This window comes from Rhodanobacteraceae bacterium (assembly GCA_016713135.1).
Classification (GTDB): domain Bacteria; phylum Pseudomonadota; class Gammaproteobacteria; order Xanthomonadales; family SZUA-5; genus JADKFD01.
This window is the reverse complement of sequence record JADJPR010000004.1, coordinates 166,614-181,740: the sequence shown is the minus strand read 5'-3', so window position 1 is coordinate 181,740 and position 15,127 is coordinate 166,614. Positions and strand designations below refer to the sequence as shown.

The 15,127-nt window shown below is 69.2% G+C and carries 13 protein-coding genes, 1 pseudogene and 1 riboswitch; of the genes and pseudogenes, 12 read left to right on the top strand and 2 right to left on the bottom strand.

What is annotated here, in order from left to right; all coding sequences use genetic code 11:
* Positions 1-94 precede the first annotated feature (94 nt).
* Positions 95-559 carry an SUF system Fe-S cluster assembly regulator gene (locus IPK27_06560; GenBank protein ID MBK8067283.1) on the bottom strand — a complete coding sequence of 155 codons (465 nt, stop codon included), beginning with the start codon at positions 557-559 and terminating at the stop codon, positions 95-97.
* A gap of 235 nt (positions 560-794) precedes the next feature.
* Here IPK27_06560 and IPK27_06555 point away from each other — a divergent pair, with 235 nt between their 5' ends.
* The 8 genes from IPK27_06555 to ureG all read left to right on the top strand — a co-directional run bounded on the left by IPK27_06555 (position 795) and on the right by ureG (position 6,491).
* Positions 795-1,472, top strand: coding sequence for an urease accessory protein UreD (locus tag IPK27_06555; protein ID MBK8067282.1), 678 nt, complete (start codon positions 795-797; stop codon positions 1,470-1,472).
* 103 nt (positions 1,473-1,575) lie between these two features.
* Entirely contained in the window at positions 1,576-1,878 is a 303-nt protein-coding gene (gene ureA / locus IPK27_06550) for an urease subunit gamma (protein MBK8067281.1), read from the top strand.
* The gene (locus IPK27_06545) at positions 1,875-2,078 is read left to right on the top strand and encodes a hypothetical protein (GenBank protein MBK8067280.1); all 204 of its coding nucleotides are present in this window, start codon (positions 1,875-1,877) and stop codon (positions 2,076-2,078) included. Before ureA ends, IPK27_06545 begins: the two co-directional genes overlap by 4 nt.
* A complete protein-coding gene (locus IPK27_06540; GenBank protein ID MBK8067279.1) occupies positions 2,075-2,371 on the top strand; it encodes an urease subunit beta in 297 nt (98 codons plus the stop codon). The genes IPK27_06545 and IPK27_06540 overlap by 4 nt, the downstream gene beginning before the upstream one ends.
* Before the next feature lie 8 nt (positions 2,372-2,379).
* Positions 2,380-4,080: an urease subunit alpha gene (gene ureC / locus IPK27_06535; GenBank protein ID MBK8067278.1), complete on the top strand. Its 1,701-nt coding sequence runs from the start codon at positions 2,380-2,382 to the stop codon at positions 4,078-4,080.
* A gap of 112 nt (positions 4,081-4,192) precedes the next feature.
* Positions 4,193-4,765: an urease accessory protein UreE gene (ureE, locus tag IPK27_06530; GenBank protein MBK8067277.1), complete on the top strand. Its 573-nt coding sequence runs from the start codon at positions 4,193-4,195 to the stop codon at positions 4,763-4,765.
* A 299-nt stretch (positions 4,766-5,064) separates the two neighbouring features.
* A complete protein-coding gene (locus IPK27_06525; GenBank protein ID MBK8067276.1) occupies positions 5,065-5,844 on the top strand; it encodes an urease accessory protein UreF in 780 nt (259 codons plus the stop codon).
* 2 nt (positions 5,845-5,846) lie between these two features.
* Positions 5,847-6,491 carry an urease accessory protein UreG gene (gene ureG / locus IPK27_06520; GenBank protein MBK8067275.1) on the top strand — a complete coding sequence of 215 codons (645 nt, stop codon included), beginning with the start codon at positions 5,847-5,849 and terminating at the stop codon, positions 6,489-6,491.
* Positions 6,492-6,630: 139 nt separating this feature from the next.
* Here the strand turns inward: ureG and IPK27_06515 are convergent, their stop codons facing one another.
* Complete coding sequence (locus tag IPK27_06515) at positions 6,631-8,040, bottom strand: class II fumarate hydratase (GenBank protein MBK8067274.1); 1,410 nt, start codon at positions 8,038-8,040, stop codon at positions 6,631-6,633.
* Between the two features lie 133 nt (positions 8,041-8,173).
* Here IPK27_06515 and IPK27_06510 point away from each other — a divergent pair, with 133 nt between their 5' ends.
* The 4 genes and pseudogenes from IPK27_06510 (at position 8,174) to IPK27_06495 (ending at position 15,007) form a co-directional block, all read left to right on the top strand.
* Positions 8,174-8,743 (top strand): DNA-3-methyladenine glycosylase I, encoded by a 570-nt coding sequence (locus tag IPK27_06510; GenBank protein MBK8067273.1) that lies wholly within the window; start codon positions 8,174-8,176, stop codon positions 8,741-8,743.
* A 402-nt stretch (positions 8,744-9,145) separates the two neighbouring features.
* A riboswitch (glycine riboswitch) is annotated at positions 9,146-9,233 on the top strand.
* A gap of 129 nt (positions 9,234-9,362) precedes the next feature.
* Positions 9,363-12,222: pseudogene (gcvP, locus tag IPK27_06505) on the top strand (aminomethyl-transferring glycine dehydrogenase).
* A 139-nt stretch (positions 12,223-12,361) separates the two neighbouring features.
* The gene (locus IPK27_06500) at positions 12,362-14,239 is read left to right on the top strand and encodes a S9 family peptidase (protein ID MBK8067272.1); all 1,878 of its coding nucleotides are present in this window, start codon (positions 12,362-12,364) and stop codon (positions 14,237-14,239) included.
* A gap of 243 nt (positions 14,240-14,482) precedes the next feature.
* On the top strand, positions 14,483-15,007 hold the full coding sequence (locus IPK27_06495) for a DUF4272 domain-containing protein (protein MBK8067271.1): 525 nt from the start codon (positions 14,483-14,485) through the stop codon (positions 15,005-15,007).
* Positions 15,008-15,127: the final 120 nt, after the last annotated feature.

The following is a 15,127-nucleotide window of genomic DNA, read 5'->3' as shown; positions in this document are numbered from 1 at the left end:
CCTGGGGGCGTTGGCCTTGGTCGGACCAAGCCGTTGAAATCACGAAGGAATCAGCAGCGAGCGGTGCGTGTCTCCCCGTTCGTAGGGTGTGGAATCAATGCGTGTCCCGGCTTTTAACCACCAGCCGCTCGACGTGCACGCGCGGCTGCCAGCGCAGCGGCGGCGCGGCCATGTCCGCCAGCGTGACGGCGCGCAGCGCGGATTCCACGGCGTTGCTGATCTTGCGCAGATTGCTCGACACAGTGCAGTGGGTCTCGCGGTCGCACAGGCCTGCATGGATGCTGCACTCGGTCATGCCGAGCGGTCCCTCGATGGCGGCGATGATCTCGGCGATGCTGATCGCGTTCGCCGGCCGCGCCAGGCGGTAGCCGCCGCTGGCACCGCGGGTCGACACCACCAGTTCCGCCTGCGCCAGTTGCTTCAGCAGCTTGGAGACCGTCGGTGCCTCCAGCCGGGTGCGCTCGGCCAGCGCCTGCGCCGACAGCTGCGTGGCCGGATCTTCCGACAGGCAGGCCATCAGCACGGTGGCGTAATCGGCCAATTTGGACAGGCGGAACATCGGCGGCGAGGCCCGGGAATTGATACAGGACTAAAATAGTACCAATTGAGTGAACCGCCGATCAACGGTAGTCCGCGGGCTGGCGCGGTCCTTGCGTTGAACGGGCATGCTCGAAATCAGCGCCCTTGCAACACTCGCCCCGGCCATACCGCCGGACATCGGCTGCGGACCGCCCGCGTGGCAGGCGTGGCTGGAGCTTGATTTTTCGCGTGACCAACGGGCGTGCACGCATCTGGTGCGCAACCGCCATGAAGGCCCCTTGCGGGTGCAGAAGCTGCTGTACCCGGAGGGCGCGGATATCGCGCATGCGCTGCTGCTGCACCCACCGGGTGGACTGGCCGGCGGCGATGCCCTGGACATCCGATTCGCGCTCAACCAGGGCACCGCGGTGCTCGCCACCACGCCCGGCGCCACCAAGTGGTACCACGGTGAGCGCGGTCGCGCGCGCCAGACGGTCTCCCTGCGTCTGGAAGCGGGCGCCTGCCTGGAATGGCTGCCGCAAGAATCGATCCTGTTCGAAGCCGCCGACGCCGAACAATCACTGCGGATCGAGCTGCACCCGTCGGCGCGCATGTTCGGCTGGGACCTCGTGCAGTTTGGCCGGATCGCGGCCGGCGAGCGCTGGCTGCGCGGCTGTCTCCGTCAGCGCCTGCAACTCTGGCGCGACGGCCGCGAGCGCTGGCGCGAGCAGGTGGCGCTCGGCGCGGACGATCCATTGCGCGACTCGCCGCTGGGCCTCGCCGGCCATCCGGTGATGGCGACCGCCTGGGCTGCCGCGCCAGACCTGCCGGCGCAGATCGAAGCGCTGCTCGGCACCCTGCGCGAGCGCGCGGCGCAGTTTGCCCCTGCCCTGCGGCATCAGCTGGCTGGGCGCGCCCAGCGAGTTGCTGCTGATCCGCGTGCTCGGGCCTGACTGCGCGCCGGTGCGTGCGTTGCTGGAGGCGCTGTGGGCGGCGCTAAGGCCCACGGTCATCGGCCGCAACCCCTGCCCACCCCGCATCTGGAACACCTGAGACATGGAACTGACGCCGCGCGAGAAGGACAAGCTGCTGCTGTTCACCGCCGCCTTGCTGGCCGAGCGCCGCCGCGCGCGCGGCCTGAAGCTGAACTACCCGGAGTCAGTGGCGCTGATCAGCGCCGCGATCATGGAAGGCGCCCGCGACGGCCGCAGCGTGGCGGAACTGATGCATTACGGCACCACCCTGCTCGGCCGCGACGAGGTCATGGAGGGCGTGCCCGAGATGATCCCCGACATCCAGGTCGAAGCCACCTTTCCCGACGGCACCAAGCTCGTCACTGTCCACGGACCCATCGCATGAACACTGCACGCACCACCGCGTTTGCCCTGCTGCTTGCCGCGCCGACGGCGCTGCTCACACACCCGGATCACGCACCCGGCGAGCCCGAGCACTGGGTGGTCGCGGCACTGTTCGCGGCCCTTAGCCTGGCGGCAGTGGCGCTGTGGCAACGCCGTCGCAGCGCGGAGATCCGCAGGCGCGGACCGGACGAACGCCGATGATTCCCGGCGAACTGCTGATCGACGCCGGCGAGATCGAACTCAACGCCGGCCGCGCGACGCTCGCGGTCACGGTCGCCAACCTGGGCGACCGTCCGGTCCAGGTCGGCTCGCACTACCACTTCTTCGAGGTCAACGACGCGCTGCGCTTCGAGCGCGCACCCACGCGGGGCTACCGGCTCAACATCCCGGCCGGCACCGCGGTGCGTTTCGAGCCGGGGCAATCGCGCAGGGTGGAACTGGTCGCCATGGCCGGCGAGCGCCGGGTCTATGGATTCGCTGGCGCGGTGATGTGAGCGCTCGAATGAGCATCTCTCGCCAGGCCTATGCCGAGATGTACGGCCCCACGGTGGGCGATCGCGTGCGCCTGGCCGACACCGCGCTGGTCATCGAGGTCGAACGCGACTTCACGGTCTACGGCGAGGAGGTGAAGTTCGGCGGCGGCAAGGTGATTCGCGACGGCATGGGCCAGAGCCAGCGGATCAGCGCCGAGTGCGCGGACACCGTCATCACCAATGCGCTGATCGTGGACCATTGGGGCATCGTCAAGGCGGATGTGGGCCTGAAGGGTGGCCGCATCAGCGGCATCGGCAAGGCCGGCAATCCGGATATCCAGCCGGGCGTGAACATCGTCATCGGCCCCGGCACCGAGATCATCGCCGGCGAGGGATTGCTGCTGACCGCGGGCGCCATCGACACCCATATCCATTTCATCTGCCCGCAGCAGATCGAGGAAGCGCTCGCGGCTGGCATTACCTCGATGCTCGGCGGCGGCACCGGCCCGGCGGCCGGCACCAACGCGACCACCTGCACCCCGGGCCCCTGGCATTTGACGCGCATGCTGCAGGCCGCCGAGGCCTTTCCGATGAACCTGGGCTTCCTCGGCAAGGGCAATGCCAGCCTGCCCGCGGCCCTGCACGAGCAGATCGACGCCGGCGCCATCGGCCTCAAGCTGCATGAGGACTGGGGCACCACGCCGGCTGCCATCGACTGCGCGCTCGGCGTGGCCGAGGACAGCGACACCCAGATCGCCATCCACACCGACACGCTGAATGAATCGGGCTTCGTCGAAACCACCCTGGCGGCCTTCAAGGGCCGCACCATCCACACCTATCACACCGAGGGCGCGGGCGGCGGCCATGCGCCGGACATCATCAAGGCGGCGATGCTGCCGAACGTGCTGCCCTCGTCGACCAACCCGACCCGCCCGTACACCGTCAACACGCTCGACGAACACCTCGACATGCTGATGGTCTGCCACCACCTCGATCCGGCGATCGCCGAGGACGTGGCCTTTGCCGAGAGCCGCATCCGCCGCGAAACCATCGCCGCCGAGGACATCCTGCACGATATCGGCGCGTTCTCGATGGTCTCCAGCGACAGCCAGGCGATGGGCCGCGTGGGCGAGGTGATCCTGCGCACCTTCCAGACCGCGCACAAGATGAAGCTGCAGCGCGGAAGCCTGCCCGGGGACCCGGCGCGCCACGACAACTCACGGGTCAAGCGCTACCTCGCGAAGGTCACGATCAATCCGGCGATCACCCACGGCATCAGCCGCAAAGTCGGCTCGGTGGAGATCGGCAAATGGGCCGACCTGGTGCTCTGGCGCCCGGCCTTCTTCGGCGTCAAACCCAGCCTGGTCCTGAAGGGCGGCAGCATCGCGATGGCCCCGATGGGCGATCCGAACGCCTCGATCCCGACGCCGCAGCCGGTGCATTACCGCCCGATGTTCGCCGCCGCCGGGCGCAACCTCATGCACAGCGCGCTGACCTTCGTCTCCCAGTCCGCGCTGGCCGCCGGCATCGGCGAACGCCTCGGACTGCACAAGCCCCTGGTCGCGGTGCAGGCCTGCCGCCGCATCCGCAAGGCCGACATGATCCACAACAGCGCCACCCCGGAGATCCGCGTCGACCCGCAAACCTACGTGGTGCATGCCGATGGCGTCGCCCTGTGGTGCGAGCCGGCGCAGGTGCTGCCGATGGCGCAGCGGTATTTCCTGTTTTGAGCGGCAAAGCAAGCCCGCGTAGGCCGGTGTATCGCGCAGCGATTCACCGGCCATGGAGCGCCGGGGAACGCTGCGCGTACCCCGGCCTACGCTACTCACCACTCACCATCCCATGCTAATCCGCACCCGCATCCCCGCCTCTGAATGCATCCCCGACGCGCTGGCCGCGCAGGCGCTGGAGCTGACCGCCGCGCAGCGAAGGTGCAGCCGGCAGCGGATCTTGCTGGATGGCGTGGAGCTGGGCATCGCATTGCCGCCCGGGACCACGCTGGAACCCGGCGATCAGTTGCTGGCCGATGATGGCCGGCGCTTCGAGGTCTGCGCCGCGCCGGAGACCGTGCTGCGGATCAGTGCGGACGACGCCACCACGCAGGCGCGCGCCGCCTACCACCTGGGCAACCGCCATGTGGCCGTGGAGGTGGGCGACGGGTACCTGGCCATCGAACCCGACCCGGTGCTGGAAGCCATGCTGCTCCAGATCGGCGTCCGCTGCGAACACGCGCAGTGGCCGTTCCAGCCGGAAACCGGTGCCTACGGGGGCGGCCATCGGCACGGGCACGACGCGACCTTCGCCGATGACCACCGGCTGGCGCAGTCACTGTTTGCGCACCACCACGACCATCCGCATCCACACCCGCATCCGGATGGCGGCGACGGAGACTCCGCGTGCGTCGGCGCCGCCTAGGCCGTGCGGTGGCGCCGCAGCGCCTGTCCGCTCGGCGCGACGCGTGGCGCCGAGATTTCAACCGCGCTCTTGTGGGAGTTGGGGCGACCCTGGCCGGTGCGCTTGTTCGCGCATCGAACCCTCGCGCAGTTCCGGTCAATTTTCCTGTCCGCAAAGGGCGCCAAGGACGCAAAGAAAGCAGGAGCCAAGCTGCGTGGGCTTTCCATCGCGCTGGTCACTCTGACACGTGCCTTCGCTCTTCTTTGCGTCCTTGGCGTCCTTTGCGGACAAAAATATTCGTCGGCTCAGTGACTTGAAGTATGTTCAATGAGATTGGCTGCAGCCGAGTTCTTTCCCCACAGCCGCTGGGCGCTGGCGCGCAAAGCCCGCTCCCACCCGGCGCCGCTGGTCCGGACCTCGCCTGCCTCCCGGCCCTGCTGCAACTCGGATCCGCCGCCCTGCCCATCGGCGCCTTCAGCCATTCGCTGGGCCTGGAGGCCGCGGTCGATGCCGGCGTGGTCCGCGATGTGCAATCCGCCGAGCACTGGATCGGCGACTACCTCTCGCTCTGCTGGGTGGCCGGCGAGGCGCCGCTCTGGCTGCGCCTGCACGCGGCCTGGGAGCGCGCGGATGCGGGCGAAGTCTCGGCGCTCAACGATCGCCTGCTCGCGGTGCGCGAGAGCAGCGAGTTGCTGCTCGAATGCACCCAGACCGGGCATTCGCTGCGGAAATGGCTGCTTGCGCTGCCCGCCGTGCCGGCGCTGCGCCAGGACCAGCGCGAGCTGCTGGCCATGTTGCAGCCGCTCGCCTACGCCACGACGCATGCACTGGCCGCGCGCGCGCTCAGGCTGTCGCCGGCCATCGGCCTGCATGCCGCGGCCTGGGGCTTGCTGGAAAACCTCTCCACTGCGGCGGTCAAACTGGTGCCGCTGGGCCAGACCCAGGGCCAGGCGTTGCTGCGCCGACTGGCGCTGCGCTTGCCCATGGCGATCGCGCAAGCGCTGGCAAGCACCGAGGACACGATCGCCCACTTCGCACCGATGCTGGCCATCCGTTCGGCCCAGCACGAAACCCAGTACTCCCGATTGTTCCGTTCCTGAGGATGCCCATGTCGCACTGGAGCCAGCGCCGCACCCGTCCCCTTCCCCCGTTGCGCGTCGGCATCGGCGGGCCCGTGGGTTCGGGCAAGACCACCTTGCTGGAAATGCTGTGCAAATCGATGCGCACGCGGCATGAGCTGGTTGCCATCACCAACGACATCTACACCAAGGAAGATCAGCGCCTGCTGACGGTCTCGGGCGCGCTGCCGCCCGAGCGCATCCTCGGCGTCGAAACCGGCGGCTGTCCGCACACCGCCATCCGCGAGGACGCATCGATCAACCTGGAAGCGATCGAACGCATGCTGGATGCCTTTCCCGACGCCGACATCGTGTTCATCGAATCCGGTGGCGACAACCTCGCCGCAACCTTCTCGCCGGAGCTCTCGGACCTGACGATCTACGTGATCGACGTGGCCGGCGGCAAGAAGATCCCGCGCAAGGGCGGTCCCGGCATCACCCGCTCCGACCTGCTGGTGATCAACAAGACCGACCTCGCGCCGCATGTCGGCGCCAACCTCGACATCATGCGCAGCGACACCCTGCGCATGCGCGGCGACAAACCCTTCGTGATGACCGATCTGCGTCGTCAGCAGGGCCTCGCCGACGTGGTGGCCTTCATCGAGCGCGAGGGGCTGGTGGGCGGCTGAGCCTGGCGGCGCGATCGGCGACCGCGTGAGATGGCCTGGTGTTGGCTGTTGGTGTTGGTGTTGGAAGAGCGGAGCCGCACGTCGCCCCGCGCGCTGCCCTGACCAACACCAACCACTCACACCAACACCGGCTCTCGCCTCACCCGCCGCCCGCCACACTCCCGCGCACTCCGCCACGGGTCAGGTCCAGCGGGTCCATCAGGTCGCGCAGGCGCTGTTCCGGCAACCCGGTGGTTTCGCGGGCCACATCGAGGATCGGGCGACCTTCGGCGTAGGCGCGCTTGGCGGTGGCGGCGCCGAGTTCGTAGCCAATCACCGGGTTCAGCGCGGTCACCAGGATCGGGCTGCGCGCCAGCGCTTCGTCGATGCGCTCACGGCGCACCTGGAAGCCGGCGATGCAGCGGTCGCCGAGCAGCGGCATCGCGTTCGCCAGCAGACTGAGCGACTCCAGCAGGTTGCGCGCGATCAGCGGCAGCATCACGTTCAGCTGGAAATTGCCGGACTGACCGGCGACGGTGATCGCCGCATCGTTGCCGATCACCTGCGCGGCCACCATGCAGACCGCCTCCGGAATCACCGGGTTGACCTTGCCGGGCATGATCGACGAGCCCGGCTGCAGCGCCGGCAGCGCGATCTCGCCCAGCCCGGCCAGCGGCCCGGAATTCATCCAGCGCAGATCGTTGGCGATCTTCATCAGCGCGCAGGCCAGCGCCTTGAGCTGCCCGGACAACTCGACGCATTCGTCCTTGGCCGCGATGCCCTCGAACAAATTGCGCGCGGATTCGAAGGGGCGCCCGGTGACTGCCGTCAGCTCGGCGCAGACCGCCGACGCGAAGGCCGGATCGGCATTGATGCCGGTGCCGATGGCGGTGCCGCCGACCGGCAGCCGGCGCACGCGCTTCAGCGTGTCGCCGATGCGCTCGCGCGCGCTGCGCAATTGCGCCGCCCAGCAGCCGAGTTCCTGACCCAGCGTCAGCGGCATCGCATCCATCAGGTGCGTGCGGCCGGTCTTGGCCACGTCGGCGAACTCGTCGGCGCGGCGGTCGATGCTGTCGATCAGTTCATCCAGCGCCGGGAACAGCGCCTCTTCGGCCAGCAGCACGGCGCCCAGCTGGATCGCCGTCGGGATCACATCATTGGACGACTGGCGGGCGTTCACGTGGTCATTCGGGTGCACCGCCACACCCGCGGCGCGGGTCGCCAGGGTCGCGATCACCTCGTTCGCGTTCATGTTGCTGGAGGTGCCCGAGCCGGTCTGGAACACGTCCACCGGGAAGGCATCGTCGTGCGCGCCCTGCGCCACCGCCAGCGCCGCCGCCCGGATCGCCGCCGCCCGTTCGGCATCCAGATAGCCCAGCCGCGCATTGACGCTGGCCGCGGCGGCCTTGACCAGCCCCAGCGCACGGATGAAACCGCGCGGCAGCCCCTGGCCGCTGATCGGGAAGTTGTCGATGGCCCGCTGGGTCTGCGCGCCCCACAGCGCATCGGCGGGCACCCGCAGCTCGCCCATGCTGTCTTTTTCGACACGGTATTGCGGCGATCCGCTCATGGGCGCGCTCCTGGTTCGGGTGCCCGCAGTCTAGGCTGGCGCAGGCCCGCTGGCAGGAAGGTCCGGGAAGCCGGCGCCGGGATGGCCGGGCGAGGCGTTAGGATCGCCCCTCAGCCACCTGCGACGAATCCCGATGACCCTGCAGCGCTGCGCCTGGGCCAATGGCTCCGACCTCGAAGCCGAGTACCACGACCGCGAATGGGGTGTGCCGGTGCACGATGACCGCACCCTGTTCGAGTTCCTGACCCTGGAAGGGGCGCAGGCCGGCCTGTCCTGGCGCACCGTGCTGGCCAAGCGCGCGGGCTACGCGCGGGTGTTCCTCGACTACGACCTTGAGCGCCTGGCGGCGCTGAGCGAGGCGGACCTGGAAGCGCGCCTGGCCGACCCCGGCATCGTGCGCAATCGGCTGAAGGTCTGGTCGGTGCGCGGCAACGCGCGCGCCGCGCTGGCGCTGCAGCGCGAGTTCGGCAGCCTGGACGCCTATTTCTGGCGCTGGGTGGACGGCCAGCCCATCGACGGCCAGCGCCGCGAGATGCGCGACGTGCCCGCCCGCACCGAACTGTCCGACCGCCTGAGCAAGGACCTCGGCAAGCGCGGCTTCAAGTTCATCGGCAGCACGATCATGTATGCCTTCATGCAGGCAGTGGGATTGGTCAACGACCATTGGCTGGGATGCCACGCCCGGCCGCGCGGGACGGGCTGACGAGCGGCATCCAGCGGGCGCGCAGACCCGGCTCCTGCCACCCGGGTTGCGCTCAACGACGACCGCGGATGCAGGCCGCCGTCAATAACTCGCCTCGATTCGTGCCATGGCGTCGATCAGGATCGGCGAGGGTTGGCACTGCCCACCGGCCGCTCGCGGCTCGACAAGGGGGGCCCCTGGGGGGGGGGGGCCTGGGGCGGGGGGCCGGGCGGGTACCACCGGACTCCCTGCCCGTTGCTGCCCAGGTCGGCCGGCCGGCAAGGCCTGCTCGTGCAGCGCCCTGCCGCCGGATCCCGACCCATGGTCGCCGCATGTCTTGCTGGCAGATGTCAGGGCGGACCCGCGCGGCCCGCGCCCCCCCCTCGCCCGACAACCGCATCGACAGCCCCTGTGCTAGCCTTCCCCCGCCGCGTGGGAGAGACCGGATTAGTCCGGCGCCGAAGGAGCAACCGCCCCGGAAACTCTCAGGCCAAAGGACCGCACGGCAGCGCAAGCATCTGGAAAGAGGCGTCGCCCGCGACGTCCGCCGAAGGGGTCACGCTCTCAGGCAACCGAGACAGATGGGGCACACGGGACACGCGCCGCGTTTCCCTGCCTCAGCCCGTCCTCGGAGTCCTGTATGAGCACCACGCCGTCTGTCGTTTCCGATTTCCAGCATCGCCACATTGGCCCCTCGCCCCAGGAAACCGCGGAAATGCTCGCGGCGGTGGGCGCGTCGTCGCTCGATGAGCTGATGGCACAGACGGTCCCGGGCTCGATCCGCCAGAAGGCTCCGCTGGATGTGGGCCCGGCATTGTCCGAACCTGAGGCGCTCGCACGCATGCGCCAGATCGCTGCGCGCAACCAGGTGATGACCTCGCTGATCGGCCAGGGCTACCACGGCACGCACACGCCGCTGGTCATCCTGCGCAACATCCTGGAAAACCCGGCCTGGTACACCGCGTACACGCCGTACCAGCCGGAGATCAGCCAGGGCCGGCTGGAGGCGCTGCTGAACTATCAGACCATGATCACCGAACTGACCGGCCTGGATGTCGCCAACGCCTCGCTGCTGGACGAAGGCACTGCCGCCGCCGAGGCGATGGCGGTGGCCCAGCGCAGCGTCAAGACCAAGCTGAATGCCTTCTTCGTCGATGCCGACTGCCACCCGCAGACCATCGCCGTGCTGCGCACCCGCGCCGAGCCGCTGGGCTGGACCGTGGTGGTGGGCGATCCGGAGAAGGACCTCGACCCGACGCTGGTATTCGGCGCGCTGCTGCAATACCCCGGCTCGCAGGGCGCGCTGCGCGACCATCGCGCGGTGATCGCGAAGCTCAAGGCGGCCGGCGCGCTGGCGATCATGGCGGCCGATCCGCTGGCGCTGTGCATGCTGACGCCGCCGGGCGAACTCGGTGCCGACATGGCGATCGGCTCCACCCAGCGCTTCGGCGTGCCGATGGGCTTTGGCGGCCCGCACGCTGCCTACATGGCGGTGCGCGATGCGCTCAAGCGCTCGATCCCCGGCCGCCTGATCGGCGTGTCGATCGACAGCCGCGGCAAGCCGGCCTACCGCCTGGCGCTGCAGACCCGCGAGCAGCATATCCGCCGCGAAAAGGCCACCTCCAACATCTGCACCGCGCAGGTGCTGCTGGCGGTGATCGCCTCGATGTACGCGGTCTACCACGGCCCCAAGGGGCTGCGCGCCATCGCGGAAGGCGTGCACCGGCGCGCCGCGACGCTGGCCGCCGGCCTGGCCAAGCTCGGCTTCGCTCCGCGCAGCGCGCAGTTCTTCGACTGCATCACGGTGGACGCCGGCGAGCGCCAGCAGGCCATCGTCGAGCACGCGCTGGCCGCGAAGATCAATCTGCGCGTCCTCGATGGCGGCGCGCTGGCGATCAATGTCGACGAGACCACCACGCCAGCCACCATCGAGGCCGTCTGGCAGGTCTTTGGCGGCGCGCTCGGCTATACGGACGTGGAAGCCGGCGCCGCCAGCGCCATCCCCGCCGCGCTGCTGCGCCAGGGCGATTGCCTGAAGCACCCGGTGTTCAGCCGCTACCACTCGGAAACCGAGATGCTGCGCTACCTGCGCAAGCTGGCGGACCGCGACCTGGCGCTGGACCGCGCGATGATCCCGCTGGGCTCCTGCACCATGAAGCTCAACGCCACCGCCGAGATGATCCCGGTCACCTGGCCCGGAGTTCGGCGCGCTGCACCCGTTCGCGCCGGCCGACCAGGCGCACGGTTACGCCGAGATGTTCGAGGACCTCAAGCGCTGGCTGTGCGCGATCACCGGCTACGACGCGGTCTCGCTGCAGCCCAACTCGGGCGCGCAAGGCGAGTACGCCGGCCTGCTGGCCATCCGCGGCTACCACCTGGCGCGCGGCGAAGGCCATCGCCGGGTCTGCCTGATCCCGTCCAGCGCGCACGGCACCAACCCGGCCTCGGCGCAGATGGTCGGCATGGACGTGGTGGTGGTCAACTGCGATGCGCACGGCAATGTCGACGTGGCCGACCTGCGCAGCAAGGCGGAGAAGCACTCGGCCAACCTGGCCGCGCTGATGGTCACCTACCCGTCCACCCACGGCGTGTTCGAGGAAGCGATCAGCGAGATCTGCGCCATCGTCCACCAGCACGGCGGCCAGGTGTACCTGGACGGCGCCAACATGAACGCGCAGGTCGGCCTGTCGCGCCCCGGCGACTACGGCGCGGACGTCAGCCACCTGAACCTGCACAAGACCTTCTGCATCCCGCACGGCGGCGGCGGCCCGGGCATGGGCCCGATCGGCGTCAAGGCGCACCTGGCGCCCTTCCTGCCCGGCCATCCGGTGCTGGACGGCGGCAGCGCACCGGTGGGCCCGGTGTCGGCCGCGCCCTATGGCTCGGCCTCGATCCTGCCGATCAGCTATGCCTACATCCTGATGATGGGCGGCGCCGGCCTGACGCGCGCCACCGAGATCGCGATCCTCAACGCGAACTACATCGCGGCGCGCCTGGATGCGCACTTCCCGGTGCTCTACAAGAACGACCGCGGCCGCGTCGCGCACGAATGCATCGTCGATCCGCGCCCGCTCAAGGACAAGGCCGGGGTGACCGTCGACGACATCGCCAAGCGCCTGATCGACTACGGCTTCCACGCGCCGACCATGAGCTTCCCGGTGCCCGGCACGCTGATGATCGAGCCGACTGAATCGGAAGCGAAGGTCGAACTCGACCGCTTCTGCGACGCGCTGATCGCGATCCGCCAGGAGATTGCGGCGGTCGAGGCCGGCAAGTACCCGGTCGAGCAATCGCCGCTGCGCCACGCGCCGCACACCGTGCATGACCTGGTGGACGACTGGCAGCGCCCGTACAGCCGCGAGGAAGGCGTGTTCCCGGCGGGCGTGGACCGGATGGACAAGTACTGGTGCCCGGTCGGCCGCGTCGACAACGTCTGGGGCGACCGCAACCTGGTGTGCATCTGCCCGACGCCGGACGAGTACCGCGACGAAGCGGCCTGAGCCGCGCGCCGCCCGGCGACAGCATTGCGGCAGAACCCGTGCGACGCGCTATAAAACGCGCGTCCCATCGATGGCTGCCCGTATGCGCTTGCTTGCCCTGCTGATCGCCGGTGCGTCATGCCTGTTCATTCCGGCGCTGGTGGCCGCAGCCGACCTGGAACCGCTGCTGGCGCGCAGCACCTTCGAGGCGATCAAGATCTCGCCGACGGGCGAGCACTACGCCGCCACGGTCCGCCTGCAGGACCGCACGGTCCTGGTGATCTTCCGGCGCAGCGACATGCAGCCGCAGGCACGCGTCAGCGGTGCCGAAGGGTCGGACATCGCCGGCTTCTGGTGGGTCAATGACCAGCGCGTGGTGGTCGCGATGGCCGACCGGCTGGGATCGCTCGAAACCCCGGTGCCGACCGGCGAACTGCACGCGATCAATGCCGATGGCAGCGGCGCACGCACACTCGTGGGCATCGGCAAGGACCCGGTCGGCAGCGAGCGGATCAACATCCTGGGCGATTTCAGCGGCGCCTACCTGGTCGACACCCTGGTCGACGACGACCGCCATGTGCTGATCGCGCGCACCGACTACGGCAGCGCCGACCCGCTGACCCGCGTCGAGCGGATGAACGTGGTCAGTGGCAAGCGGCGCCTGGTCGCCCGCGCGCCGGTGCGACGTGCGCATTTCGTGATGGACACCCGCGGGCAGATCCGCTTCGCCATCGGCGCCGGCAGCGACAACGCCACCCGTTTGTACCATCGCACCGCCGACGACGCCGACTGGCAGCTGCTGAATGACGAGAACAGCAGTGGCCGGGCGGAGTTCCCGCTCGGGTTTTCCGCCGACGACAGCATCGCCTACCTGCAAGTCGAGCAGGCGCAGGGACCGGACACCATCGAGGCCTGGAACATCGCGACCGGCGCGCGCCGCCCGCAGGTGCGCGATCCGCGGGTCGACCCCTACGAGATCGTGAGCGACGCCCAAGGCGCGGTGGTCGGCACGCGCTTCATGGACGACGGCATCCGCACGGTCCATTTCGACTCGGAATCCGTCCAGGCGGAGGCCCAGCGCCGGCTCGAACGGACGTTCCCGGGCGCCGTGGTGCGCATCGCATCGCGCACGCGCGACGACCGCCTCTGGGTCCTGCGGGTATCCAGCGACCGCGATCCCGGCCGTTTCTTCCTGTTCGACACCGAGGCACGCAAGGCCGAATTCATCTTTGCGCTGGGCAAGGCGGAAGCCGACGCGATGCGTCCGGCCCAGGCCGTCGACATCGAGGCGAGCGACGGCCTGGCCTTGCGCGGCTACCTCACGCGTCCGCAGGCGGCGGACCAGGCGGGACCCCTGGTGCTGCTGGTGCACGGCGGGCCGTTCGGCGTGTTCGACAGCTGGGAGTACGACCTGGATACCCAGGTGCTGGCGCTCGCGGGCTACAGCGTGCTGCGGGTCAATTACCGCGGATCCGGCAACTACGGCCGTGCGCACATGCGCGCCGGCGCCCGCGAGTGGGGCGGGCGCATGCAGCAGGACCTCGCGGACGCCGCGCGGTGGGCAATCGCTCGCGGCATCGCCGATCCGGAGCGGATCGCGCTCGTTGGCGGCAGTTACGGCGGGTACGCGGCGCTGATGGGCGCGGTCGCCGAGCCTGAGTTGTTCCACTGCGTGGCGGGCTACGTGGGCGTCTACGATCTGACCCTGGTGGCGCGCAAGAACGCGCGGACCGCCGGGTGGACCAAGCGCTGGACCGAGGACTGGGTGGGGTCGGGTGAGTTGCTGGAGCAACGCTCGCCCACCCGGCTGGCCGACCGCATCCGCGTGTCGGTGCTGCTGGTCGCGGGCGAGGAGGATCCGGTGGCGCCGGTGGTCCACACCCAGCGCATGGAGCGCGCGCTGAAAGCGGCCAAAGTGCCAGTGGAGACCCTTTACGTCCCCCGCGAGGGGCACGGCTTCTACCTCGAGGCGAACCAGCGCGCCTACTACGAGCGCCTGACCGCTTTCCTGGACCGGCACATCGGCCAGGAGAAGTAGGACTCATCAGCCTGGCGAAGCTGTCGCGCGCCATTGATTTGCGTTGCCGCGCGGCGGTTCTCCGGATGCGTGCGCAAGAACCCGGAACGCGTGCAGCCACCATGCGCCTTCGCGCCGCAGGCCGGGACGTCTCGAAGCGATCGCCACTCGACTCCTGCAAGTGCAATCAGTCAGTCGCGCCAAGCCCTTCGGATTCCCCGACGCCGGGTTATCTTGGACCTTCTGGAAACTCGTGGAGCAGGCATGCCGGTCAGGAACTCCACCGAGGTGGCGCAGCGCGTGCTGGCGCTGATGGCAATCATCGACGAAGCGCGTCGGGAGCAACTGGACGTGATGCACGTTTGGGTTGCCCGCCATGGTATCGCCCGCTACTTCACGCCCAACGAGGTCCAGTTCATGGCGGCGCGGGGGCACGCCGCCAAGGCAGTTCGGGTGGATTTCAGCTGGCGGGCCGAGGGCCTCATGGTGCTCATCTGGGCACTTGGGGGTCTGGACGAATGCCCGCCCCTGGACCAGCCGCTGACGAATATCGCCAGCCCGTTGATCGAACTGGCAGCGCGATCGCCCGAAGAATTCTTCGCGGGCGCGCGCCTGCGCCCGCTTCCCGAGCTAGAGACGCTGGATCGCACTCTGATGGATGCATCGGCGAAGCTGCGGGAGACGCGTATGCGTGGCCTTCCTGATCCGGCAGGCCTGGACTTCGTGGTGGTCTACGAACGCAGTAACGCAATCGCCTGGGTGCTCGACAGTCGCGAGGGGTGGGACTAGATTGCCGCCCGGGAACCCGGGCCGCGACCTTTTGGACAGCGGCCTCGCCCACGGGAAAGCCCACCCGCTGTCGCACCGCTGCAGTCGCTGATCCGCCCGCATTGGCGGGTGGGCCACGGC

Coding starts and splice junctions, on each gene's coding strand:
- ureC (MBK8067278.1), top strand. CDS start 2,380: ATGAGCATCTCTCGCCAGGCCTATGCCGAGATGTACGGCCCCACGGTG.
- IPK27_06560 (MBK8067283.1), bottom strand. CDS start 559: ATGTTCCGCCTGTCCAAATTGGCCGATTACGCCACCGTGCTGATGGCC.
- ureG (MBK8067275.1), top strand. CDS start 5,847: ATGCCCATGTCGCACTGGAGCCAGCGCCGCACCCGTCCCCTTCCCCCG.
- ureA (MBK8067281.1), top strand. CDS start 1,576: ATGGAACTGACGCCGCGCGAGAAGGACAAGCTGCTGCTGTTCACCGCC.
- IPK27_06540 (MBK8067279.1), top strand. CDS start 2,075: ATGATTCCCGGCGAACTGCTGATCGACGCCGGCGAGATCGAACTCAAC.
- IPK27_06525 (MBK8067276.1), top strand. CDS start 5,065: ATGTTCAATGAGATTGGCTGCAGCCGAGTTCTTTCCCCACAGCCGCTG.
- IPK27_06515 (MBK8067274.1), bottom strand. CDS start 8,040: ATGAGCGGATCGCCGCAATACCGTGTCGAAAAAGACAGCATGGGCGAG.
- IPK27_06495 (MBK8067271.1), top strand. CDS start 14,483: ATGCCGGTCAGGAACTCCACCGAGGTGGCGCAGCGCGTGCTGGCGCTG.
- IPK27_06510 (MBK8067273.1), top strand. CDS start 8,174: ATGACCCTGCAGCGCTGCGCCTGGGCCAATGGCTCCGACCTCGAAGCC.
- ureE (MBK8067277.1), top strand. CDS start 4,193: ATGCTAATCCGCACCCGCATCCCCGCCTCTGAATGCATCCCCGACGCG.
- IPK27_06545 (MBK8067280.1), top strand. CDS start 1,875: ATGAACACTGCACGCACCACCGCGTTTGCCCTGCTGCTTGCCGCGCCG.